The organism is Streptomyces parvus (genome assembly GCF_014648875.1).
Taxonomy (GTDB): domain Bacteria; phylum Actinomycetota; class Actinomycetes; order Streptomycetales; family Streptomycetaceae; genus Streptomyces; species Streptomyces parvus.
Genome location: NZ_BMRY01000010.1, coordinates 343,203 through 364,339 on the forward strand (window position 1 = coordinate 343,203; position 21,137 = coordinate 364,339).

Here is a 21,137-nt window from a genome sequence, read left to right on the forward strand (position 1 = left end):
TCTCAGCCCTGCCCCTCGCCCCGCAGATGCGCCGAGAAGGAGAACCGGTCCCCCCGGAACAGCGTCCGCACGCGCTCCAGCGGCCGGCCGTCGGTGTCCCGGGAGAGGCGGTGGATCAGGAGCATCGGCAGGGCCGGCGGGGTCCCGATGAGCAGGGCCTCGCGGGGGGTCGCGAGCACGGTCTCGATCCGCTCGTCGGCGTCGCCGAAGGAGATCCCGAGCGCGTCGCGGAGGTGGGCGTAGAAGGAGGAGTCCGGGTCGAACGCCGTGTCCAGGTCGGGGACGCGGGCGACACCGACGTACGTGCTCTCCAGGCCGACGCGTTCGTCGTCGGCGAGCAGCACCCGCTCCAGGTGCCAGACCGGCTCGCCCCGCTCGACGCCGACCTCGGCGGCGAGCGCCTCGGGGCAGGGGAAGCGGTCCAGGCCGATGAGGTTGCGCCCGGGCCGCCGGCCCTGACGGCGGACGCCCTCGGTGTAGCTGGCGAGCGAGAGCGGCTGCTCCAGCTTGGGCCCGGCGACGACGGTGCCGCGCCCCTGCCGGCGCAGCCGCCCCTCCAGGAGGAGTTCGCGCAGGGCCTGGCGGACGGTCTCCCGCGAGACCTCGTGCAGCTGGGCGAGTTCCCGCTCGGTGGGCAGGAGTCCGCCCTCGCCCAACTCGTCGAGCAGGACCGCGATACGGGCCTTGACCGCGTAGTACTTCGGGATACGGCCGTGCTCGGGGATGCCGGAGCGGATCGGTGCGCCAGGTGCCTGGTCGTTCGGGTAGTCCACGCGCCCGATGATGGCAGACGCGGGTGAACGGACCGGTACGGGCGCCGGTACGGGCACGGGGTCGCGGCCCCGTGCCCGTACCGTCAGGCGTTGCGGCGGGCCGCGACCCCGGGGCCCTCAGCCCCCCGCGCGGCGGACCCGGCGGGCGTGCCGCAGCAGGGCGGCCCCGGCCAGCAGGAACACCCCGGCGGCGACCCCGGTCCAGGCCGTCGACGCCGGTCCGGTGCGGGCGAGTTCGGGGAGCGGGCGGCCGAGTCCGTCGCGGGCCGGCAGCCCGGGGCTCTCCTCGCCGCGGTCGTTCCCGTCCGGGCGGGCCGGCGGCCGGGGGCCGGAGTCGCTGTCCGGGGCCGGGTCCCGGCCCGTGCCGGAGTCGGTACGGGGGTCCTCGCGGCGGCCGTCGGGATCGCCCGGCCGGTCCGTGCGGGTGCCGGTGGCGGGGGCGGTGCGCTCCGGGTCGGGGCGCTCGGTGCGGGGGCCGTCCGGCTCGCGGATGCCGCCCGTGGCGCCGTCGACGATCACGAAGGGGTACTCCTCCGACTCCCCCACCCACTCACCGTCCTCGCGCGCGCCGCCCTTCCCCTTGTCCTGGTGGCGGCGCTGGACGACGGCCGCGTGCGCGGTGACCGGACCGGGGGCGGTGTCGGAGGTGAACGCCATCCGGACGCGTACGGAGACGGTCTCCCCGGCGGGAACGGTGAACCCGGGGAACGGGTCGCCGAAGACGCCGATCTGCTCGTCGTGGTCGGTGGACTCCCAGGTGACGCGGTGCTCCTTCTCCGGGCTGCCGGGTTCGGAGAACTCCAGCTGGATCTGGTCCGACGTCAGCCTGCGGTCGCGGTCGGCGAGCACGAGAACCGGGTGCAGGGCCTGGCAGGACGTGTCGGTGGTGTTGGTGAGGTCGAGGAACCAGGTGCCGTAGCCGCCGCCGGAGGCGTACCGGCCCGGGGCGTCCTGGATCCGGGCCTCGATGGGGAAGTCCTTGGCCTTGGGGTCACCGCACACGGGCTGCTCGTCGTCCGCGTTCGCGGCGCGTACGGCTCGTACATCCGCGGGTGCGGTTGCGGCTAAGGAGGCGGAGACCGCCGGGGCGGGCAGGGCCGTCGCCTGCGGTCCGCCCAGGAGCGCGGCGGGCACCGTGATCCCGGCGACCAGCCCGAGGGCGGCGAGCGTACGGCCGTCACGTGGCCGTGCGCCGGAGGTGGGGGGCATGGGGGTCACCCTTCGCTGCTCGCGGGACGACCGGGGCCCTGGCGGGGGCCGCCGGTGGTGACCTCCGACGTCATCACGCGCGCGCGAACTCAGAGAGTCGACATGCCGACACGATTAATAGGATCACCCGACTGCATCCCCCTGGGTCAGGGGGAGCGGAAGGAGCAACGGCCGGCGAGGCCCTACCCTCGATCCTCCTTCTCCTCCCCCACCCGCTTCTCCTCCCCGATCCGGCCGAACACCGGCGCGAGCACCAGTTGCGCCGCGCCCTCCGCGACCGGCCGGTCCCCGCCCCCGGCGACCGTGACGGTCACGCCCGCACCCGCTCCGCCCCGGGCGGCCCGCTCCTCGATCACGGCCCGGACGCCCCGTACGTACGCGTCCTCGTCGGCGGCCACCGTCCGGCCGCCCAGGACCACCCGGTCGATGTCGAGCAGGCCGACCAGGTTCGCCGCGCCCGTGCCCAGGACCCGGGCCGCCTCGCCCCGGTCGCCGCGCGCCTCGGCGGCCAGGCACAGGGCCTCGATGCAGCCGCGCCCCCCGCAGCCGCACAGCGGGCCGTCCAGCTGGAGGGTCTGGTGCCCGAACTCGCCGGCCCCCGTCCGCGCCCCCCGGTGCACCTCGCCGCCGAGGACCAGGCCCGCGCCGAGACCCGTACCGAGGTGGAGGTAGGCGAAGTCGCCACCGCCCGCGCCGCCGAGGGCGAGGGCCAGGGCGGCGGCGTTGGTGTCCTTGTCCAGGACCACCGGCAGCCCGGTCCGCTCGGCGAGGGCGGCGCGCAGCGGGTAGCCGTCCCACCGCGGGAATCCGGTGACCCGGTGCAGCACGCCGTCCCGGTGGTCGAGCGGTCCGGGCACCGCGACGCCCACCCCGAGCACCGGCTTGTGCGGTTCGGCCGCACACAGGTCCCGTACGGCGTCGGCCGCGTCCGCGAGGACCCGCTCCGCCGGAGCGCCGAGGTCGAGGGGCGCGGTGGTGACGGCGACGGGCCGGCCCGCGAGGTCGACCAGGACGGCGGTGAGCCCGTCGCGGTCCAGGTGGAGGCCGACGGCGAACTGGGCGTCGGGGACCAGCCGCAGCACCGTGCGCGGTTTGCCGCCGGTGGAGGGGCGCAGGCCCGCGCCGGCGGCGAGGCCGTCCTCCCGCAGCCGGGCGGTGATCTTGCTGACGGCCTGCGGGGTGAGGCCGGTGCCCTCGGCGAGCTCCAGCCGGCTGATGCCCTCCGCCCCGGCGGCCCGCAGCAGGTCCAGCACCAGCGCGGCGTTGTGGTGGCGCAGCGCTGGGAGGTTCACCCCCGCCGGGGCCCTCGTTCTGCTCCTGTTCACCGCTCACTCCCCTTCACCACCCCATTGTGCCGGTCGCTTGCACTTTGGCAACAGCGTTGCTTAAGTGGATCGCATGACCCCCAACGCCCCCGCCGCCTCCGGCGCCCCTCTCCGCGTCGCCCTCGTCGGCTACGGCCTGGCCGGCTCCGTCTTCCACGCCCCGCTGGTCTCCGCGACCGACGGCCTGGTCCTCGACACGGTCGTCACGTCGAACGAGGAGCGCCGGGCGGAGGCCCGCGCCGCCCATCCGAAGGTCCGGTTCGCCGCCTCGCCGGACGAGCTGTGGGAGCGCGCGGACGAGCTGGACCTGGTCGTGATCGCCTCCCCGAACAAGACGCACGTCCCGCTGGCGACGGCCGCGCTGAAGGCCGGGCTGCCCGTCGTCGTGGACAAGCCGATCGCCGGGACCGCCGCCGAGGCGCGCGAGCTGGCCGCTCTCGCCGAGGAGCGCGGGCTGCTGCTCTCGGTCTTCCAGAACCGCCGCTGGGACAACGACTTCCGCACCCTGGCCGCGCTGATCGCCGACGGCGAGCTGGGCGAGGTGCAGCGCTTCGAGTCCCGGTTCGAGCGCTGGCGGCCGCAGCTGAAGGGCGGCTGGCGCGAGTCGGGCGACCCGGACGAGATCGGCGGTCTGCTGTACGACCTGGGCAGCCATGTCGTCGATCAGGCGCTGGTGCTGTTCGGCCCGGCCGTCCAGGTGTACGCGGAGTCCGACGTACGGCGTCCCGGTGCGGCGGCGGACGACGACACGTTCATCGCGATCACGCACGAGAACGGGGTCCGCTCGCATCTGTACGTCAGCGCCACCACGGCCCAGCTCGGCCCGCGCTTTCGCGTGCTCGGCTCGGCGGCGGGCTATGTGAAGTACGGCCTGGACCCGCAGGAGGCGGCCCTGCGCGAGGGGCTGCGCCCGGTGGCCGGCGAGCCGTGGGGCGAGGAGGTGGAGCAGATGTGGGGCCGCGTCGGTTCCGGCGAGTCCCCGCTGACCGGCGGCGGCACCCCGGTCCGTACGCTGCCCGGCGACTACCCCGCGTACTACGCCGCCGTCGCCGCCGCGATCCGCGGCACGGGCGACAACCCGGTCACCGCGCTCCAGGCGGCCGCGGCCCTGGACGTCCTGGAGGCCGCCCGCCGCTCGGCGCGCGAAGGCGTCTCGGTCACCCTTCTCCCGCACCACGACGCAGAGGAGCGGCGCGCATGACCACCACCTCCCCCTTCCCCACCATCGCCGAGCTGATCGCCCAGGAGCGCCGGCTCACCCTCCCGCGCTTCTCCCACGACGACGCGTTCGCGCTGGGCAGCCTGCTGGTCGAGCTGGCCCGGGAGCGGCACGCGCCGGTCGCGATCGACATCCGGCGCGGGGCGCAGCAGCTGTTCCACGCGGCGCTGCCGGGTTCGAGCGCGGACAACGACGCGTGGATCGACCGCAAGCGCAAGGTGGTCGAGCGGTACGGCGAGAGCTCGTACCTGGTCGGCACCCGGTTCCGCGCGAAGGGCACGACGTTCGAGGAGTCCTCGCGCCTGGACCCGGACACGTACGCCGCGCACGGCGGTTCGTTCCCGATCGCGGTGGAGGGCGCGGGCGTGATCGGCACGGTCACGGTCTCCGGGCTGCCGCAGGCCGAGGACCACGCGATGGTGGTCGAGGCGCTGGAGCAGTTCACGGCGACGCCGGGGCTCTGATCCGGCCGTACGGGGAGGCGGGCCGGGCGGCTGAGCAGCCCGTACGGGGAGCCGGGCCGGGCGGCTGAGCAGACCGTACGGGAAAGGGGGCGCCGTCACCCGTACGTACGCGGGACGACGGCGGCACCCCCTCCCCCCGCCCCCGCCTAGGCGTCCTTCAGCTCCTGCCGCTGTCGGCCGAGCCCCTCCACCTCCAGCTCCACCACGTCGCCCGCCTTCAGGTACGGCTTGGGCTCGGGCTGCCCCATGGCGACCCCGGCGGGCGTACCGGTGTTGATGATGTCGCCCGGGTAGAGGGTCATGAAGTGGCTCAGGTAGCGGACGACCTCGCCGACCGGGAAGATCTGCTCGGCCGTGGTGCCGTTCTGCTTCAGCTCGCCGTTGACCCAGAGGCGTAGCGGCAGGGCCTGCGGGTCGGGCACCTCGTCGGCGGTGACGAGCCAGGGGCCCAGCGGGTTGAACGTCTCGCAGTTCTTGCCCTTGTCCCAGGTGCCGCCGCGCTCGATCTGGAACTCGCGCTCGGAGACGTCGTGGGCGGTGGCGTACCCGGCGACATGGGCGAGCCCCTCCTCGGCGGAGCCCAGATAGCGGGCGGTGCGCCCGATGACGACGGCGAGCTCGACCTCCCAGTCGGTCTTCCGGCTGCCGCGCGGTACGAGGACGGTGTCGTCGGGCCCGACGACGGTGTCGGGGGCCTTGAAGAACAGGATCGGCTCGGCCGGGATCTCCGCTCCCGTCTCGGTCGCGTGGTCGTAGTAGTTCAGCCCGATGCACACGATCTTGCCGATGCGTCCGACCGGCGGACCGATCCGCAGCCCCGTCGCGTCCAGGGCGGGCAGCACACCGGGGGTCTCGGCGGCCGCCCGTACGCGGGCGAGCGCGGAGGCGTCGGCGAGCAGTTCGCCGTCGATGTCGGGGACGATTCCCGACAGATCACGCAGAGTCCCGTCGCGGTCGAGAAGTGCGGGACGCTCGGCGCCCGCCGTACCGACTCGAAGCAGCTTCAACGGTCCAACTCCTCTTGATCGAGGTGGAGAGCCCTTCGGCGGGGTGCGGCCGCCGAGGGGCTTGGCTGATCGTCCAAGAGATCGGATCACTCCGCAAGACCTCGTTCACACACTGGACCGGCGCATCGGCCGCGCCGATTACGCCGCGGTGGCCATGGCGCCACCGGCGACCGGCATGTCGCGGTAGAGCCAGGCCCGCTCGACGGCGGTCCAGGTGGTCGTGGTGACGACGTACAGGGCGGCGGCCAGCGGGACGACGGCCACGGTGATCAGGGTGAAGAAGGACAGCAGCGGAATGAGCTTGGTCATCGCGCCCATCCCGGGCACGGGCTGTCCGTCCGGGCCGGCGGCGGGCGTCATCGGATGGGCGGCCATCTGCCGCTTCGTGCGTCCGTAGCTGAACGTGGCGACGGCGGCGACGATCACGAAGAGCCCCAGGTAGACCAGCCCCTGGCCGCCGAACAGGCCGCCGTGCGCGAGCGCGTCGTGCCAGCGCCCGCCGAGCGGCGCGCCGAGCAGGTCGTGGCTGAGCAGCGCGTTGGGCTCGCCGCCGATCGAGCTGCTGGAGAACAGGTGGTAGAGCAGGAAGAACGCGGGCATCTGGAGCAGGCTCGGCAGGCAGCCGGAGAGCGGCGACACCTTCTCGGCGGCGTGCAGCTCCATGATCGCCTTCTGCATCCGCTCGGGATTCCTGCCGTGCTTCTTCCGCAGTTCGGCGATCTGGGGCTGGAGCCTGCTGCGGGCCTTCTGCCCGCGCGCGGCGGCCCGGGAGAGCGGGTGGACGGCGAGCCGGACGAGCGCGGTGAACAGGATGATCGCGGCGGCGGTGGACGCGGTCTGGAAGATCGGCTGGAGCAGGTCGGCGAGGGAGCCGACCAGGCTCGCGAAAGCGGACATGAAGGCGGACATGGGTGAGCCCTCCGAGGGTCTCGTTGTGCCGGGAGGTACCTGCGAGGAGGTACGGGGGTGATCACTCGGCATGACGACCGGCGCGGGGCGCACCCGTCCTGGGCCCGGCGCACGTACGCGAGGTACGGGCGGGAGGTGCGGGGTTGCGCTACGCGGCGGCCGTCAGGAGGGCGTACCCGGGTGCCCGGGGCCTGGTGCGCCCTCGTGCGTCGGGGTCGCGTTGAGGGAGGAACGCGGTGCGCCGCTCCCGGTCCCTGATGGCCGTACGGACCCGGGTGCGGGGCACCGGGGCCGCGCAGCGGGCGCTGATGACGGCGCAGGCGAGGAGGGCGGACCCGGCCGCGGCGGTGGCGGCGAGCGCGACGGCGGCGGAGAGGCTGCCGCCTTCGGCGAGGAGGACCTCGGTGAGGAAGAGGAGGACGAGTCCGGCGGGCCGGAGCAGCCGGGCGAAGGCGCGGCGCAGGGCGTTGACGTCCCGCACGATGTGCACCTCCCGTTCCTCGAATGCCGTTCCTCGAACCGTTCCGCAGGCCCTCGTGCCGTTTGTGCGGAGGCCCTCGTGCCGTTCCTGCGGGGTGCCGCCCATCGGAGTGAACGGCCCTCTTTCGTTATACACGATGCGCCGGGGCGGCCTTCGGGTTCCCGGGATCGTCACCGGGGGCGCATGGCGGTGAGCTTCCCCCAGACGACGAGGCGGTAGCGGGAGCTGAACTCGGGGGTGCAGGTGGTGAGGGTGAGGTAGTAGCCGGGTTCGCTGTAGCCGGCGGAGGTGGTGATGTTGCTGCGCGGCACGGGCGCGATGACCCCGCTGTCGGAGGGCGCGGTCCGGGCGAGGCGTTTGCCGACGGTGTACGTGTAGACGGCGTCCCGGGTCTCGACGGTGATCCGGTCGCCGCTGCGCAGCCGGTCGATGCGGCGGAAGGGTTCGCCGTGGGTGTTGCGGTGCCCGGCGAGCGCGAAGTTCCCGGCCTGCCCGGCCTGCGCGGTACGGGTGTAGTGCCCGACGTACCCCCGGTCGAGCACCCCGCCCTTGCTGGTGCCCTCGGCGACGGGGGCGGTGAGCCCGATCCGGGGGATGCGCAGGACGGCGTAGGCCTGGTCCCAGCGGGGGGCGGTACGGGGCCGGGCGGCCGGGGCGGGCGCGGGGGCGGCCCCACGACCGGAGGCCGAGGGACGAGGCCCCCCGTCGACCGCGCCCTCACCACCACCCGGGCCGGGGGCGGGCGCGGGCGCGGGGGCGGGGGCGGGCGCGGGGGCGGGCTCTTCCCACTCCCGCTGAAGGCTCCGGACGGTGCGCCCGGCATCGGCGCGGGCCTCGCGGTTGGTCCACCAGAGCTGATGGACGACGAGGAGGAGCAGGACGACACCGAGGGTGACGACGAGTTCGGCGGACACCCAGAGCCCACGGGCAAGAAGATGCGAACCACCACGACCGGGACCATGGCCACGCCCACCACCACGGCCAGGGCCGCGCCCGCGGCCACCACGGCCACGGCCAGGGCCACGCCCACCGGACAACACCCCACCGCCACGGCCACCGCCACGCACTCCGGACAACGCCTCACGCCCTCGCCCGGCTCCCCGCCTCCGTATCGACGTCACCGTCACCGCCACCGTCGCCTTCCCGCACCGCAAGCCTCGGGGCGCACGACCGCACACCGTTGAAGACTCGGGGCGCACGGTAGGGGCAAACCTCACAACTCTCCAGACATCTCCCGCTTCTCCTCCCCCGTCCTCTTCTCCCCGCTGTCACCGTCCGGCAGTACCGTGTGGTCCATGCGCCCCGACACGCCTGCCGACCACACCACCGAAGCCGAGCGTCTGCTCCGCACCGCGGCGCAGTACCCCGAGGACCACGAACCGCTGATCCTCCAGGCCGCGGCCCACCTGGAACTCGCGGGCGACCGAGCCCGCGCGAGCACGCTCTACGACGACCTGCTCGCCGCCCCCGAGGCGACCGTCGACAACCCGCACCTGATCAAGGCCCTGAAAGCGGCCAACCTCTGGGAGTACGGGCACGAGGCCGAGGCCCGGGCGATCATCGACGGCATCCGAACCGCCGGCCCGCTGAACGCCGCGCCGTGGCAGGTGGCCGCGGAGACCCTGGAGGCGCACGACGAGCTGGAGAAAGCGCACGACTTCCTCTCCACCGCCCTGACCCTGCTGCTGGCCCCCGGCGAGGAGGTCCCGTACGCCACGCAGTCCCTGCTGACCGGCCGCCACCGGGTGCGCAGGCTGATGGGCCTGGAGCACGACGCCTGGGACGAGCTGGCCGGCGAGCTGCACACGGCCGCGGTGCCCCTGGACGAGCTGCACGACCCGAAGCGCCTGTGGTCGCTGGGCTCCTCGGACCCGGTGGAGCTGAAGGCCGAGATCGCCCGTCTGCGCGCGGAGCTGGGCACGTACCGCACGGCGCTGTCCCGCCCGTTCCCGGTGGCGGTACTGCACTGGCCGGAACAGGAGCTCCGCGAACTGCTCACGGCGTACCCGGAGTTGACCGAGGAGTACGTGGACCGCACGACCCACCTGGCCCGTCTGGAGGCGTCCCTGCGCGACCTCCACTCCACGGGCACCCCGAACCTGGGCATCGTCACGGGCACGGTCCCCTCGTACGAGGCGTTCGCCGCCTCGGAGTCCGCCTCCCCGTCCGACCCGGGCCTCCTCCCCCAGTACGCCACCACCCTCGCCGCCCGGGGCCGCGCGATCCCGTGGCCCCCGTCCCGCACGGCAGCCTGCTGGTGCGGGTCGGGGGAGGCTTATGGGGGGTGCCACGGGGTCTGAGCCTCTGGTGTACGTCCCTAGCAGGGGCCGCCGCCCACGACTTCTCGGGCGGCGGCCCCTGCTGCTTTTCGCCAGCCGTAGGGTCCGGCTGTCAGACCTCCTTGATACAACTGCATATGCAGTGCGCAGCCAAATGAGGGGGACTCGGGGCATGCCCAACGACTTTCCGGTTGAAGCGCCAGTTGCTGGGCTCTATGAATCACTCATCACGCATCGGCTCGCCGAGCGGATGAAGCAACTCGACTCCGCGGGCTGGCACTCCGTCGAAGCCTCAGTCGGCACAGAGTCGGCGCCCCATGTCCTCTCCCGCCATATCGGCGCCACAGTGCGTCGGGTGCTCCAAGGCCTCTCCCCTGCCGAGCAGGTGATTGCGGCCAATCACATCCTGGAATCGCTCAATACGATCGAGGGCGCGACCGAGTGGGTCGACCTCGTCACCGATGGGCCGCGACAGCTGTTGGCCGTCGCGGAGCAGGAAGCCCCGGGTGTGTACGCCATACGCCCAGCGACCCCGCTGTCCGAGACGGCTCTCATCACGAACTCTCCCGAGGACCCCAGCCTCGGCTTCGAGCTGCGCTCCGAGCTGGCCACCGCCGACCGAGTCGACCTCCTCTGCGCGTTCGTGAAGTGGCACGGACTCCGCGTCTTGGAGAAGTCTCTGTCGTCGGCGCGCGAGCGCGGCATTCCCATCCGCGTACTCACGACGACCTACATCGGCGCTACCGAACGCCGCGCTCTGGACCGGCTGGTGCGAGACTTCGGCGCCGAGGTGAAGGTCAACTACGAGCTTCGCTCGACCCGCCTGCACGCCAAGGCGTGGCTCTTCCGCCGTGACAGTGGTTTCGACACGGCGTACGTCGGCAGCTCGAACCTCTCCAAGGCCGCCCTCCTTGATGGGCTCGAATGGAACGTCCGTCTCTCCTCCGTTGCGACGCCCTCGGTGATCCGCAAGTTCGAGGCGACCTTCGACGCCTACTGGAGTGAGCCGGCTTTCGAGTCGTACGACCCTGACAGGGACGCCCAGCGGCTGGACGATGCCCTCTCCCGTGCTGGTGGGAGTGGCCGCCCCGGGTCTACGAGCATCACCCTTTCCGGCCTGGAGGTCCGCCCGTACCCGCACCAGCGAGACATGCTCGAACGCCTCGAAGTCGAGCGCACGGTGCACGACCGACACCGCAATCTCCTCGTCGCGGCAACGGGTACGGGTAAGACCGTCATGGCGGCGCTGGACTACAAGCGTCTGCGTCAGACGCTCGGCCGTGACCCACGCCTGCTGTTCGTGGCGCATCGCAAGGAGATCCTGGAGCAGTCCTTGCGCGTCTACCAGAACGTTCTCATCGATGCGAACTTCGGTGAGTTGCTGTTCAGCGGCGAGATCCCCAGCCGATGGACCCACGTGTTCGCCAGCGTCCAGTCGCTCACGGCACAGGCTCTGGACCGTATCGCCCCGGATCACTTCGACGTCATCGTGATCGACGAGTTCCATCACGGTACGTCGCCCACCTACCGCAAGATCGTGGACCACTTCCAACCCCGGGAGCTCTTGGGGCTGACGGCGACCCCGGAACGCATGGATGGCTTGAACATCCAGGACGAGTTCTTCGACGGTCGCATCGCGGCGGAGATGCGCCTCTGGGAGGCGCTGGAGAATGAGCTCCTCAGTCCATTCCACTATTTCGGCGTCACCGACAACACGGACATGAGCGCTGTCACGTGGAAGCGCGGCGCTTACGACTCAACAGCGCTGAGCAACCTGTTCACGGGCAACGACGCACGAGCTCGCCTCGTGGTGCAAGCGGTGAAGGACAAGGTCACCGACCCTGACTCTATGCGCGCCCTGGGATTCTGCGTGTCGGTCGCGCACGCACACTTCATGGCCGACTTCTTCCGACGCGCGGGCCTCAACGCAGTTGCCCTGTCTGGTGAGACTCCAGCGCATGAGCGCAAGGCAGCACTGGATGACCTGCGCTCGGGAGTACTCCAGGTCATCTTCTCCGTCGACCTGTTCAACGAGGGACTCGACATCCCCGACGTCGACACCTTGCTCCTGCTGCGCCCCACCTCCAGCGCCACGGTCTTCCTCCAGCAGTTGGGCCGGGGATTGCGTCGAACCGAGGACAAGGCAGTCCTCACCGTCTTGGACTTCATCGGTCAGCACCGCAAGGAGTTCCGGTTCGAAGAGCAGTTCCGCGCGCTGACGAACCTGACGCGCAACCGCCTCCTCGACAACATCGAGAAGGACTTCCCTCAACTCCCCTCTGGCTGCCAGATCATCCTTGAGACGAAAGCCAAGGATCTGATCATCGACAACATCCGCACGCAGATCGGGGTCAATGTCACGCAGTTGGCCCGCGAGGTCGCTTCCTACGCGCAACCACGCCTTGCGGGCTTCCTCAAGGAGAGTGGCCGGGAGCTCAAGGAGCTCTACCGAGGCAACGGAAACTCGTGGACAGGCCTCCTGCGTCGAGCGAAGCTCCTGGACGCGGTCGGCCCTGAAGGCGAGTTGCCTCTCCTCAAGCGAGTCTCGGCTTTCCTGCACGTCGATGACCCGCTGCGGGTTGCGGCGTACAGCAATTTGCTGGCCGACGACGCTCCTGCATACGACGACCTCAGCGAGCAGGAACAGGGGTACGCCCGCATGTTCTTCTTCTCGCTCTGGCCGTTGGGCGGAGACTTCCCCAGCTACCAAGCTGGGCTGGACTCGCTGCGCCCCCAGCATGCGTTCCGGGACGAGTTGCGTCAGGTGCTCGCGCACGTCCTGCAGCAGGCCGACCACGTACCCGTACCGCTCCTCGGGGCGCACGCCGCCATCCCGCTGACCATCCACGCTTCGTACAGCCGCGAAGAGATTCTCCCCGCACTGGGCCAGGCCTCCGTGGATGGCCGGAAGCCCGGGCACTTCCGCGAAGGCGTGAAGTGGTGCGAGAACATCCAGACCGATGCCCTGCTCGTCACCCTGGAGAAGGACGAGAAGGACTTCTCACCCGAGACCCGCTACAAGGACTACGCCCTCAATGACTCCTTGTTCCACTGGGAGTCACAGAACCAGACTTCGGAGAGCTCACCCACCGGTGTCCGCTACCAGACCCACAAGGAGAAGGGCACGCACGTCCTACTCTTCGTACGCCGATACAAGCAGACGGATATCGGTGGCCCCCAGCCGTGGATGCTGATGGGGCCGGCGGAGTACGTCAAACACACGGGCAGCAACCCGATGGCGATCGAGTGGAAGCTCTTCCATCAGATCCCGGCCGACGTGTTGACCTACTCGGCAATCGCCGCCGGCTGACTACCTCAGCGCGAAGGGCAGCAGTCACCCCAGCTGTTGCGATGATCTTGCCTCGCCACCGACGCGCGGGTGCTGCAATGGCAGGGTGACTACAGATTCCGCGCGGCCGTCCGCCTTCCTGAGCACCCGCCTCAGTTGCGAGCACAACAACGGCCTGCTCGACCGTGCTCTCCTCGTCGGCACGCCGGAGGACCCCTCGATCGGATTCTTCAGCGACGTGCTGAATCACTGAGCCCGCGGTCACGCGGCTTCGGTCAATTCCGCCTCGAAGTGCGCCTGTGCGCGGTCCAGGGCCCCGTCCGGATCGCACCCGTGGGCCCGGAGCCAGTGGAGGAGGTCGGCGATCACATCGACCGCCGACTCCTCCGCGTGCGCCACGGTCACCGGTCCCCGCTCGACGCCCTTGTCCCGCCCGGACACTCCGAGCAGCCCGAGCAGGGCTTCGGCCCTCGCGACCCGGGGCCCGTCCATGTGGTCGACCGACGACCGCAACCCGGTGACGAGCTCGCACCAGGTTGCCTTCGAGTCGGCCCGGAGGACGACACCCCAACTGTCGGCGAGAGCGTCCACGAGAACCAGCCCGCGGCCGTGCTCGTTCCCGTCCTCCCGCGTGGCGAGGACGGGAACACCGCGCGGGTCGGGGTCACTCACCTCGATGCGCAGGCGACCACCGTTCATGGAGACGGCAAGACGTGCGCACGTGCCCGACCCCACGTGCCGGATCACGTTCGCCGCCAACTCCGAAGCGCAGAGCTGAGCATCGGGGGCGATATCGGCCAGGCCCCAGAGGTCCAGCCGATACCTGACGGCGTTTCTCAGCCCTGCCAACCCCGCCGGCTCCGCCAGGAATGGCATCTCCCAGGCCTTGCGCACCACACCGAAACGACAGCCGTCCATGTCGATCACCGCTCCCAGCAGACTCGTCATCACCAAGCGTGACAACACGTATGAGAAGAGTGTCACTGGAACTCTCATTTTGGAACTCTCACCAGCGACTCCCGGGAGCCCGCCCCCGTGCCTCACGCCCCCGGCGCACGCCCACTTGCCCGTACAACGATCAGCCGTGCACGCTCTGAAGCGTCGACGTGAGGAACCACAGCCATGACAGTCGGACCCACCACCCGCAGGCGCCAGCTCGGTGCCGACCTGCGCCGCCTGCGTGAGCGCAAGGGCCTCACCCTGGAGGAGGCTGGGGCGCTGGTCGGCATCTCCAAAGCGACCCTGAGCCGCTACGAGCGGAAGGAGGGCGCGGTCAAGTGGCCGGCCGTGGACGCCCTGTGCCGCGAGTACGGCACCACGGACGACGAACGCTCCTCACTCGTCGAGCTGGCCAAGGGCGCACGCATCCAGGGCTGGTGGCGTTCGCTCGCGGATCCCATCCCCGAATCCATGAACCTCATGCTGACCCTGGAGGACGAGGTAGTCAGCGAGGACCACTACGCCTGCATGTACGTCCCCGGGCTGCTCCAGACGCGCGCCTACGCCGAGGCCGTGCACCGCGCCTCGGAGATGCGGTGCTCGGACCAGGAGATCGCCCACATGGTGGACATCCGCGTGAAGCGGCAGGAGCTGCTCGAACGACCCGAGCCGCCCCACATCTGGGCGGTGATCGACGAAGCGGTGATCCGCCGCGTCGTGGGCGGACGCGAGACCATGCGGGCACAACTGCACCATCTGCTCGAACAGGCCCGACGCCCTCACGTCACCGTGCAGATCCTGCCGTTCGAGACCGGCGCCCACGCGGCGGCAGTGGGCAGCTTCGTCGTCCTCGGCGGACCGGCGCCCGAGCTCGACGTCGTGTACGTGGACATCATCGGAGGCGGCCTTTTCATGGAGAAGCCCCAGGAACTGTCACGCTATAAGTTGGCGTTCAATTATCTGCGCGCGCAGGCCCTGAACATCGAGCGGTCTGCCGCGCTCCTGGATCAAGTGGGCAGGGAGCTTTGATGGTTCACCGCGTCGGTCAATGGTTCAAGTCGTCGTACAGCGGGGGCAGCGGTACGGAGTGCGTGGAGGTCGCCGACCTGTTCGCGACCGTGGGAGTACGCGATTCGACGAGGCCCGAGGGTCCTCGCATAGCCGTCGGCCATGCGGCCTGGGCCGGTTTCGTCGCGCATGTGGGGGCCAAGAACAGCTGCCAGTAGCCTCTGCAGTCGGAAGCGGCTTCTCCGCAGCGCATCAACTGCCTAGCACAGTGGCCCCAGAGGCTCTGAGGTAGCGAAGGTCGGGCACCAGATGACCCACGCCGTGGACCTTGCAGCAGTACATAACGTGGCGGTCGCCTGCGGGCCTGGACGCAGCGTCGGCCCATCGCGTTGCCACACCCCTCGGGGCATCAATTCGACAGCTTCCCCTATGATTTCGTCATCATGATCGAATTGGGGGATGAGATATGACGGGACACAGCGACGGCTACGCAGCGAGCGGAGCATCGATCAACGGGAGCTCCCACTTGCTGATGGAGCTCGCCGGACTTCTCTATGAAGGGCGTCCCGACGGTAAGCTGACCGTATTGGCGCGTATGCCACGAACGCACCGAGAGGTCTCGGAGCAGCTCGACTCGTTCGCGCGCTTCAGTAACGACCAGTTCCTGGACACGGTTTCACTCCTTGCCGCGCTCTCCACCAAGTTGAAGGCGGCCGGCGGCAACTATGCGAAAGCTGATCAAGCAGCGGAAGTTGCGCTCAAGTCGGTCCTCGTGTCCGGTCAGTACGTACCTTCCGAGGACAGGTGATCACGATGGCCTATCGCGTCGATGTCGACTTCCTCGAACTCTGCAACCCTCCGCTCATAGAACGCAACGCACAGGAGTACCGCAGGCTTCACGAGTTGCTGGAGTCGACGGACAGGGCATTCCTCAGGGCTTCGCGCACCGAGTGGGTGAGCGAAGCCAACGACCGGTACCGGAAGCGGCTTCGCGAGGCGGAGAGCCTTGCCACTCATCTGTCGGCGGCATTCCGCAAGGCCTGGGCGGCACTCACTGACTACGCCGACGCCGTCGAGCGGGCGAAGACGCACTTCGCGAAGGGGCTGTCCGCCGAGGCCGGTCTGTCCCGCGTCATGTCGACCGTTGCCAGTCCTGTGACGGAGAAGGCTCAGCTGGCAGAGCCGTTGAGGCAGTGGGAAGATCTCCGCAAAAGGACCGGCGTCCTCGACTGGCTCGCGGAGATCACTGTTGACGTCGACGAGATCCGGGAGGAGGCTGAGGGGCACTACAGCACAGCCAAGAACGCGTTCGGCGACGCCCTGCGAATAGAGAGCGAAGCGCGGTCGACGTGTGCGAGGGAGTTGGCCAAAGCCCGTCGTTCACTCCCTGACTTCCGAGGCGACCTTCCTCACCCGTCCGTCCTGCTGGCGGGGATGCCGGAGTTCCGCCGTGAGGTAAGTGAGGCACAACGCGATCCCAACGTGGCCTTGACGGGGTCCGGGCCCAAGGTCGACGGCATAGCACCGAACGTCGGCAATGACCGGGTCTCGCCGAAGCTTCAGGACATCCGCTCACGTCTCGACAGCCTAGGGCCCGCCATCGACCAGAACCGATGGTTGCCGTCCAACTCCGACTCTGAGCGACGGGAATGGATTCGCGCCAATAGCGCGCACATCAAGGATGCCGCCGCCTACACCGGCCTGCCGGCGGACATGATCGCGGGTATCGCCTGGCAAGAGGTGCAGGGCGATCCGAAGTGGGTCGACGACGTGAGCGACAATTACCGTCAGAACCAGCACGAGGTGTGGCCCGAGTTCCAATGGGTGGCGGACAAGGTCGGCCTCACAGGAGATGCGGATCAGACGTCCATGGGACCGATAGCGATTCAGATTCGCAGGTCGGCAGAGGTCCTCGGATACGACCCGGAAAACATGACCCAGGCACAGCGTGATGAGGTCGAGCGAGCGACTCAGGATCCGGCCACCAACGTCTATATAGCATCGGAGTACCTCGCACAGTTGAAGGCGGAGAGCTCGTTCGCCGACGTTCCGGCTGACCAGATGACCCCCGCCCAGTATGAGGAGCTGGCAGCGCGGTACAACGGCGGCCCCGGTTGGAGAACCGACGACGCACAGGCATACGGTCGCGGTTTCGGCTACAACCTCGACGATGCCCGGCAGGCTCTCCGTGACTGATCAGGAAACCAAGACGCACCCGCAGAAGCCGCCCACAACAGTGATCGCGACGGCCCTTTGCGGTGCTTTCCTGCTGGTACTGCACGCTGTCGGAGGCTTCTTCCTGTTGAACGCTGTGCTCACCGAGTCCGAGGGGCCGTGGGACTCCAACGTCACCACCACCGTGCGGCTGATGGCCGTGCTCAGCGTGGGAACCGAGCTGCTGGCCGGTGGCATCACCGCAGCATTCGTCTCACTCGGCCGACTTCGCCGGTGGTGGTATGCGATACCCGCTGCGTTGATCCTGGTGTCGATCATCCGCATGGTGTTCGCGCCGGTGCCGTGAGGCGGTCTCCCTGTGGCGGGCAGCCGCCACAGAACTCGCCCTACCCCTTCATCCCCGCCACCTGCCGCGACCGCTCCTGCAGTTCACGCGCCGTCCGGAGCTTGCCGTACGGCGCGATGCGCTTGCGCATCGTCGCGAAGTGCTCGTCGCCGCGTGCGGAGGACAGACCCACGTAGTCGTCGAGAAAGGTGCCCCACGTGGTGCAGGCCTCCTCGATGTGGCCGAACTCGAATTGCCGTTGGGCCATGACCGCGTTGGCGTGGAGTCGCCCCTGCCTCTCCTGCTTGGGCTGCACGCGAAGCGAGGTCTTCAACGCTGCGATGGAACCCGGCAGGTCGCGTGTCTCGTAGAGCACGTGGGCCACGTGGAACTGGTAGGCGGCCTGGTCGTAGCCGCCGATCGACTCCCGCCTCGAATCGGCCCGGGAGAGCGCCGCTTCGGCCTCGCGCAGCCGCTTGAAGGCCCGGTGGCGGTCTCCGACCATCGAGGAGGCGTGGGCCTGCTGCCCGCGGAGGAAGGCCACCAGGCGCGGCCCGGCATCGGGGGCCGCCTCAGCGGCGGAGTCGGCGAGCTCCAGGGCTTTGTGGCCGTACCGCAGGTTGGACGCCTGGAGGCTCATGCCGCGCAGCGTGCGGCAGTACGTCACGTGGTCGGACGCTTCCTGGGCGAGGCGCAAGGCCTTGACGTAGTACTGCTGACCGAGGCCGTGAGCCCGCTCGTACATGGCCATCCAGCCGGTGAGGTAGGTCAGGTCGGCCGCGGCGGAGAGCATGTCGCGTCGCACCGGACCCGTCGCGGAAGCCCTCAGATACGGCGCGACGGTGTTGACGAGGAACGCGGCGGCCATCGGCCGAGCGTGTCCGGCGCCGAGCTCGTCCAGGATGTCCGCGATGCGGTCCGTCATCGTACGGACGGTCGCCACCTCGGCCGCACCGATGCGGCCGGTCGGCCGAACCGAACGCTCCCGTTCCTCGGCGTAGGCCTCACCTGCGAAGAGGGGGACGGTGAGGGCAGCCGAGTACAGGCCTGCTGCGAGCACTCCGCGCCGCGAGGGGTCCATGTCAGCCCTTCCGAGGTCCAAGAGGGAGTCTGTGGTGTCCGTGGAGTCCACTGCCGGGCCCGGCTTCGGCGAGCGCAGGCCCGCTTCGGCGTAGGTCACCGGACGGCCGAGCTTTCGTTCGAGTACTTCGACGATCACCGGCCGGACCTGTGCTCGCGGCTGCGTGCCGCTCAGCCAGTGCGAGACGGCGGACTGGTCGTACTTCAACGTCATGCCCGCTTCACCAGCCGTGCGATTCACGGCGTTCGCGAGCTGCGTCCTGGACCATCCGGCCTGTTCAAGAAGGTTCTCAAGGCCTGAGTTGCGGTCGCTCCCAGGTGCCACGGGCACACCAACTCCCCGGAAATTCATGGCTTTCACGGTTACGCCTGTCTCCAACGGTACCGGGATGAGCACGGCGCGCAGTTATCTCTACACAGAACGCGATCAAAAGCGGCCATGAGCGGAGATGCCTGGTGACCGACGTAGTGAAGACAAGCAGCGCCTCTGGCGCAGGCCGCCCGCGTGCGGTGGCGGCCGGCGGGAAGGCGGACGCGGAGCAGGAGGTACGGCGCGTGCTCGCCTTCCGGCTCGGTACGACCACGCGCGCGGAACTCGACAGCGCGGTGGTCTCCCTCCGCGGACGGGTGAGCGCCCTCGTCGGCCATCCGGCGGCCGGAGCGGAGGGGATGAGCGGGGCCGACCGCGGCTTCCTCCTGGAGGTCACTCATCTCCTCGACAACCCTCCATCCCCGGAGGCGTTGTCGCACGAGGTCTACTCCCACGTCCGGGCCCTGGCCCGGGTCCTGCGAAAGCTCGCCGCCGTGAACAGGGTTGGGGGCGCGGGGCCTGCGGGCTCGGCCCGGCCTCCTCTTCCCGTACGGCCGGTTCCCGGTCGAGGCGCGGGGCGATGAGCGAACGGGCCCGGCAGATCGCGTACGTCGTCTGCCTTGCCGCCATCGGCTCGTCGATCGTTGCGGCGGTGTGGTCGGGCAGGTAGCCGGGGGCGCTCCTCGACTCACAGCGCCCCTGCCCGGCACGCACGTTCAGCCCCGGGTTCACCCCACAGACCCCCGCCCGGCTGTCTCCATGGACGGTCGGCAGCCGGGCGGGTGCAGGAGCACGACGGTGCGGAGACCGAATCTCCGCGACATCAGCACCGGAAGGAACTTTCCCATGGACGGGAACCTCTACGCCCTGTCGGCCCCCACGGCCGACGCCTTCGCCGACTTCTGCGGCGGCAACGCGGGCGGCCCCCACGAGACCTGCGTGAGCCTCGCCGCGATTCCCGGCACGGATGCCTCCTTCGCCATCCGCGACAGCAAGCCCGAGGGCGTCGGCAAGGAGCTGCGCTTCACCGGGAGCGAGCTCGACGACTTCGCCACCGGGTGGGTCAGGACCCGGGGCCTGAGCCTCTAGTCTGGCTCCCTTCCTGAGCGCGAAGCACCACGTAAAGGGCCGGACCGGACATGCTCCGGGCCGGCCCGTCTCCCCTAATGAAGGGCGCAGATGACCTGGTCAGGACACTGGCACGGATACGGTCCGTGGACCGGCAGCAGGGACGCGTACGGCCAGGAGGCCCTACGCCGTCCGGGTGCGGAACTGAACTCCGAACAGACCCGCGCGTTCGTCGCCTCGACGCTGCCGCCCCTCATGACCGGGCACTGGCTCCTGCGGCAGAACCAGACCGCGGTGGAGCGCACCTGGACCCGTGCGGTGGGCGCCGTCACCTGGCTGCAGAGCACGTACGAGGCGAATCCGCCCGCCGACAGGGACGACGGCGGGCGCGCCCACATCACCCTCGAACAGAAGATCGCGTACGCGATGGACGCTCTCCCCCGAGGCGTCGACGTCTGCTGGGTCCACTACACGAAGTCCCAGAGCCTGATCTCCTTCTCGGTGGTCTGCTGCCTCAACCACCACCATCCCGGCCTTCCTTGCCCCCTTCCGCCCGCCTGACCGGGGAACATCAGGTCTTGGCCCGATGGTGGTTGTGGCAGGGTGCTCGCATGTCCAACCCCATCGGGTACCCGGTCTTCCGTACGACGGACCCGGTACAGGCCCTGCGCGTGGCACGTCAGCTTGTGGCCGTGGGCGACGAGCGGTACGCGCAGGCCACGCAGGTGTCGGTGGACGTCGAACTGCGCACCGTCCCGGAAGTGCTGCGGATACGCGAAGCGCTGCCGGATGCCTGGTTCCGGAAGGAGGATGTCGAGGACTGGACGCGGGACCCTGCCGATCCGACGGGTTTGCACGTCGGTGTCCACGCGCCCGGGCTCTCCAGTGATCCGCGCTTCCTCTCATCCCATCTGCCGCTGTGGGCGTCGATGCTCGACCAGCCCCTCGGCAGCATCGAGGAAGAGTTCGCCGCCTTGGTCGGACCGAACATCGGCGAGATCTACTGGTCCAGCCTGGAATGGCCCGACGTACCGGATCGCGAGATCTACCGCGAAGCCAACAACGCCCGGGTTTCGCTGCTGCTCAACTCCCGCAGCCTGGAATTCGACGAGCGCTCCGGCGACCACACCGTGCTCGTCCATGTACGCCGCTCGCATCACGACGGGTCGGACCTGCGGCACGCCTCCTGGCTGGCGGAGCAGATCGGCCAGGCCGTCATCGGCCCATCGCAGGAATAGCCCGGATCAGGTCCCGATTAGTCTGCCCTCGCCCGGCCG

At 69.9% G+C, this 21,137-nt stretch carries 23 protein-coding genes; 14 read left to right on the forward strand and 9 right to left on the reverse strand.

Annotation, left to right across the window (positions count from 1 at the left end; genetic code table 11):
• Window positions 1-2: 2 nt before the first annotated feature.
• From IE140_RS28375 to IE140_RS28385, 3 genes are all read right to left on the reverse strand, one after another.
• Window positions 3-773: a GntR family transcriptional regulator gene (locus IE140_RS28375; protein WP_150197971.1), complete on the reverse strand. Its 771-nt coding sequence runs from the start codon at window positions 771-773 to the stop codon at window positions 3-5.
• Window positions 774-890: 117 nt separating this feature from the next.
• Window positions 891-1,982, reverse strand: a complete 1,092-nt coding sequence (locus tag IE140_RS28380) for a chromosomal replication initiator protein DnaA (protein WP_150197973.1) — start codon at window positions 1,980-1,982, stop codon at window positions 891-893.
• A gap of 182 nt (window positions 1,983-2,164) precedes the next feature.
• A complete protein-coding gene (locus IE140_RS28385; RefSeq protein ID WP_150197976.1) occupies window positions 2,165-3,307 on the reverse strand; it encodes an ROK family transcriptional regulator in 1,143 nt (380 codons plus the stop codon).
• A gap of 73 nt (window positions 3,308-3,380) precedes the next feature.
• Between IE140_RS28385 and IE140_RS28390 the strand changes: the two genes are divergently transcribed.
• Both IE140_RS28390 and IE140_RS28395 read left to right on the forward strand, forming a co-directional pair.
• Window positions 3,381-4,508 carry a Gfo/Idh/MocA family oxidoreductase gene (locus IE140_RS28390; RefSeq protein WP_032774896.1) on the forward strand — a complete coding sequence of 376 codons (1,128 nt, stop codon included), beginning with the start codon at window positions 3,381-3,383 and terminating at the stop codon, window positions 4,506-4,508.
• A complete protein-coding gene (locus IE140_RS28395) occupies window positions 4,505-4,990 on the forward strand; it encodes a heme-degrading domain-containing protein (protein ID WP_150197978.1) in 486 nt (161 codons plus the stop codon). Before IE140_RS28390 ends, IE140_RS28395 begins: the two co-directional genes overlap by 4 nt.
• Before the next feature lie 146 nt (window positions 4,991-5,136).
• Here IE140_RS28395 and IE140_RS28400 read toward each other — a convergent pair whose 3' ends face one another.
• The 4 genes from IE140_RS28400 to IE140_RS28415 all read right to left on the reverse strand — a co-directional run bounded on the left by IE140_RS28400 (window position 5,137) and on the right by IE140_RS28415 (window position 8,301).
• Entirely contained in the window at window positions 5,137-5,997 is an 861-nt protein-coding gene (locus IE140_RS28400; protein WP_032764965.1) for a fumarylacetoacetate hydrolase family protein, read from the reverse strand.
• A 138-nt stretch (window positions 5,998-6,135) separates the two neighbouring features.
• Window positions 6,136-6,906 carry a YidC/Oxa1 family membrane protein insertase gene (locus IE140_RS28405; protein WP_150198678.1) on the reverse strand — a complete coding sequence of 257 codons (771 nt, stop codon included), beginning with the start codon at window positions 6,904-6,906 and terminating at the stop codon, window positions 6,136-6,138.
• Window positions 6,907-7,054: 148 nt separating this feature from the next.
• A complete protein-coding gene (locus IE140_RS28410) occupies window positions 7,055-7,387 on the reverse strand; it encodes a DUF6412 domain-containing protein (RefSeq protein WP_189460822.1) in 333 nt (110 codons plus the stop codon).
• Window positions 7,388-7,557: 170 nt separating this feature from the next.
• Entirely contained in the window at window positions 7,558-8,301 is a 744-nt protein-coding gene (locus tag IE140_RS28415; RefSeq protein ID WP_189460816.1) for a class E sortase, read from the reverse strand.
• A 381-nt stretch (window positions 8,302-8,682) separates the two neighbouring features.
• On the opposite strand from IE140_RS28415, the gene IE140_RS28420 reads away from it, so the two are divergent.
• The 3 genes from IE140_RS28420 (at window position 8,683) to IE140_RS28430 (ending at window position 13,208) form a co-directional block, all read left to right on the forward strand.
• Complete coding sequence (locus IE140_RS28420; RefSeq protein WP_150196875.1) at window positions 8,683-9,687, forward strand: SEC-C domain-containing protein; 1,005 nt, start codon at window positions 8,683-8,685, stop codon at window positions 9,685-9,687.
• Window positions 9,688-9,838: 151 nt separating this feature from the next.
• Window positions 9,839-12,976, forward strand: a complete 3,138-nt coding sequence (locus IE140_RS28425) for a DEAD/DEAH box helicase (RefSeq protein ID WP_150196876.1) — start codon at window positions 9,839-9,841, stop codon at window positions 12,974-12,976.
• Between the two features lie 85 nt (window positions 12,977-13,061).
• Complete coding sequence (locus tag IE140_RS28430) at window positions 13,062-13,208, forward strand: hypothetical protein (protein WP_167533547.1); 147 nt, start codon at window positions 13,062-13,064, stop codon at window positions 13,206-13,208.
• A gap of 8 nt (window positions 13,209-13,216) precedes the next feature.
• Here IE140_RS28430 and IE140_RS28435 read toward each other — a convergent pair whose 3' ends face one another.
• Window positions 13,217-13,903: an ATP-binding protein gene (locus IE140_RS28435; RefSeq protein WP_167533548.1), complete on the reverse strand. Its 687-nt coding sequence runs from the start codon at window positions 13,901-13,903 to the stop codon at window positions 13,217-13,219.
• Window positions 13,904-14,077: 174 nt separating this feature from the next.
• Here IE140_RS28435 and IE140_RS28440 point away from each other — a divergent pair, with 174 nt between their 5' ends.
• From IE140_RS28440 to IE140_RS28460, 5 genes are all read left to right on the forward strand, one after another.
• Window positions 14,078-14,923: a helix-turn-helix domain-containing protein gene (locus IE140_RS28440; protein ID WP_150196878.1), complete on the forward strand. Its 846-nt coding sequence runs from the start codon at window positions 14,078-14,080 to the stop codon at window positions 14,921-14,923.
• Complete coding sequence (locus tag IE140_RS28445) at window positions 14,923-15,120, forward strand: DUF397 domain-containing protein (protein WP_150196879.1); 198 nt, start codon at window positions 14,923-14,925, stop codon at window positions 15,118-15,120. Before IE140_RS28440 ends, IE140_RS28445 begins: the two co-directional genes overlap by 1 nt.
• Window positions 15,121-15,434: 314 nt before the next feature.
• Entirely contained in the window at window positions 15,435-15,710 is a 276-nt protein-coding gene (locus IE140_RS28450) for a hypothetical protein (protein WP_229826933.1), read from the forward strand.
• Window positions 15,711-15,715: 5 nt separating this feature from the next.
• Window positions 15,716-17,098 carry a hypothetical protein gene (locus IE140_RS28455; RefSeq protein WP_150196891.1) on the forward strand — a complete coding sequence of 461 codons (1,383 nt, stop codon included), beginning with the start codon at window positions 15,716-15,718 and terminating at the stop codon, window positions 17,096-17,098.
• Window positions 17,091-17,423: a hypothetical protein gene (locus IE140_RS28460; RefSeq protein ID WP_150196881.1), complete on the forward strand. Its 333-nt coding sequence runs from the start codon at window positions 17,091-17,093 to the stop codon at window positions 17,421-17,423. The genes IE140_RS28455 and IE140_RS28460 overlap by 8 nt, the downstream gene beginning before the upstream one ends.
• Before the next feature lie 40 nt (window positions 17,424-17,463).
• Here the strand turns inward: IE140_RS28460 and IE140_RS28465 are convergent, their stop codons facing one another.
• On the reverse strand, window positions 17,464-18,834 hold the full coding sequence (locus IE140_RS28465; RefSeq protein WP_150196882.1) for an NsdA family TPR-like regulatory protein: 1,371 nt from the start codon (window positions 18,832-18,834) through the stop codon (window positions 17,464-17,466).
• A 104-nt stretch (window positions 18,835-18,938) separates the two neighbouring features.
• Between IE140_RS28465 and IE140_RS28470 the strand changes: the two genes are divergently transcribed.
• The 4 genes from IE140_RS28470 to IE140_RS28485 all read left to right on the forward strand — a co-directional run bounded on the left by IE140_RS28470 (window position 18,939) and on the right by IE140_RS28485 (window position 21,098).
• Window positions 18,939-19,376 carry a hypothetical protein gene (locus IE140_RS28470; RefSeq protein WP_150196883.1) on the forward strand — a complete coding sequence of 146 codons (438 nt, stop codon included), beginning with the start codon at window positions 18,939-18,941 and terminating at the stop codon, window positions 19,374-19,376.
• 262 nt (window positions 19,377-19,638) lie between these two features.
• A complete protein-coding gene (locus IE140_RS28475) occupies window positions 19,639-19,881 on the forward strand; it encodes a DUF397 domain-containing protein (protein ID WP_032764976.1) in 243 nt (80 codons plus the stop codon).
• A gap of 90 nt (window positions 19,882-19,971) precedes the next feature.
• Window positions 19,972-20,421, forward strand: coding sequence for a hypothetical protein (locus tag IE140_RS28480; RefSeq protein WP_150196884.1), 450 nt, complete (start codon window positions 19,972-19,974; stop codon window positions 20,419-20,421).
• Between the two features lie 50 nt (window positions 20,422-20,471).
• Window positions 20,472-21,098: a hypothetical protein gene (locus IE140_RS28485; RefSeq protein WP_189460818.1), complete on the forward strand. Its 627-nt coding sequence runs from the start codon at window positions 20,472-20,474 to the stop codon at window positions 21,096-21,098.
• Window positions 21,099-21,137 lie beyond the last annotated feature (39 nt).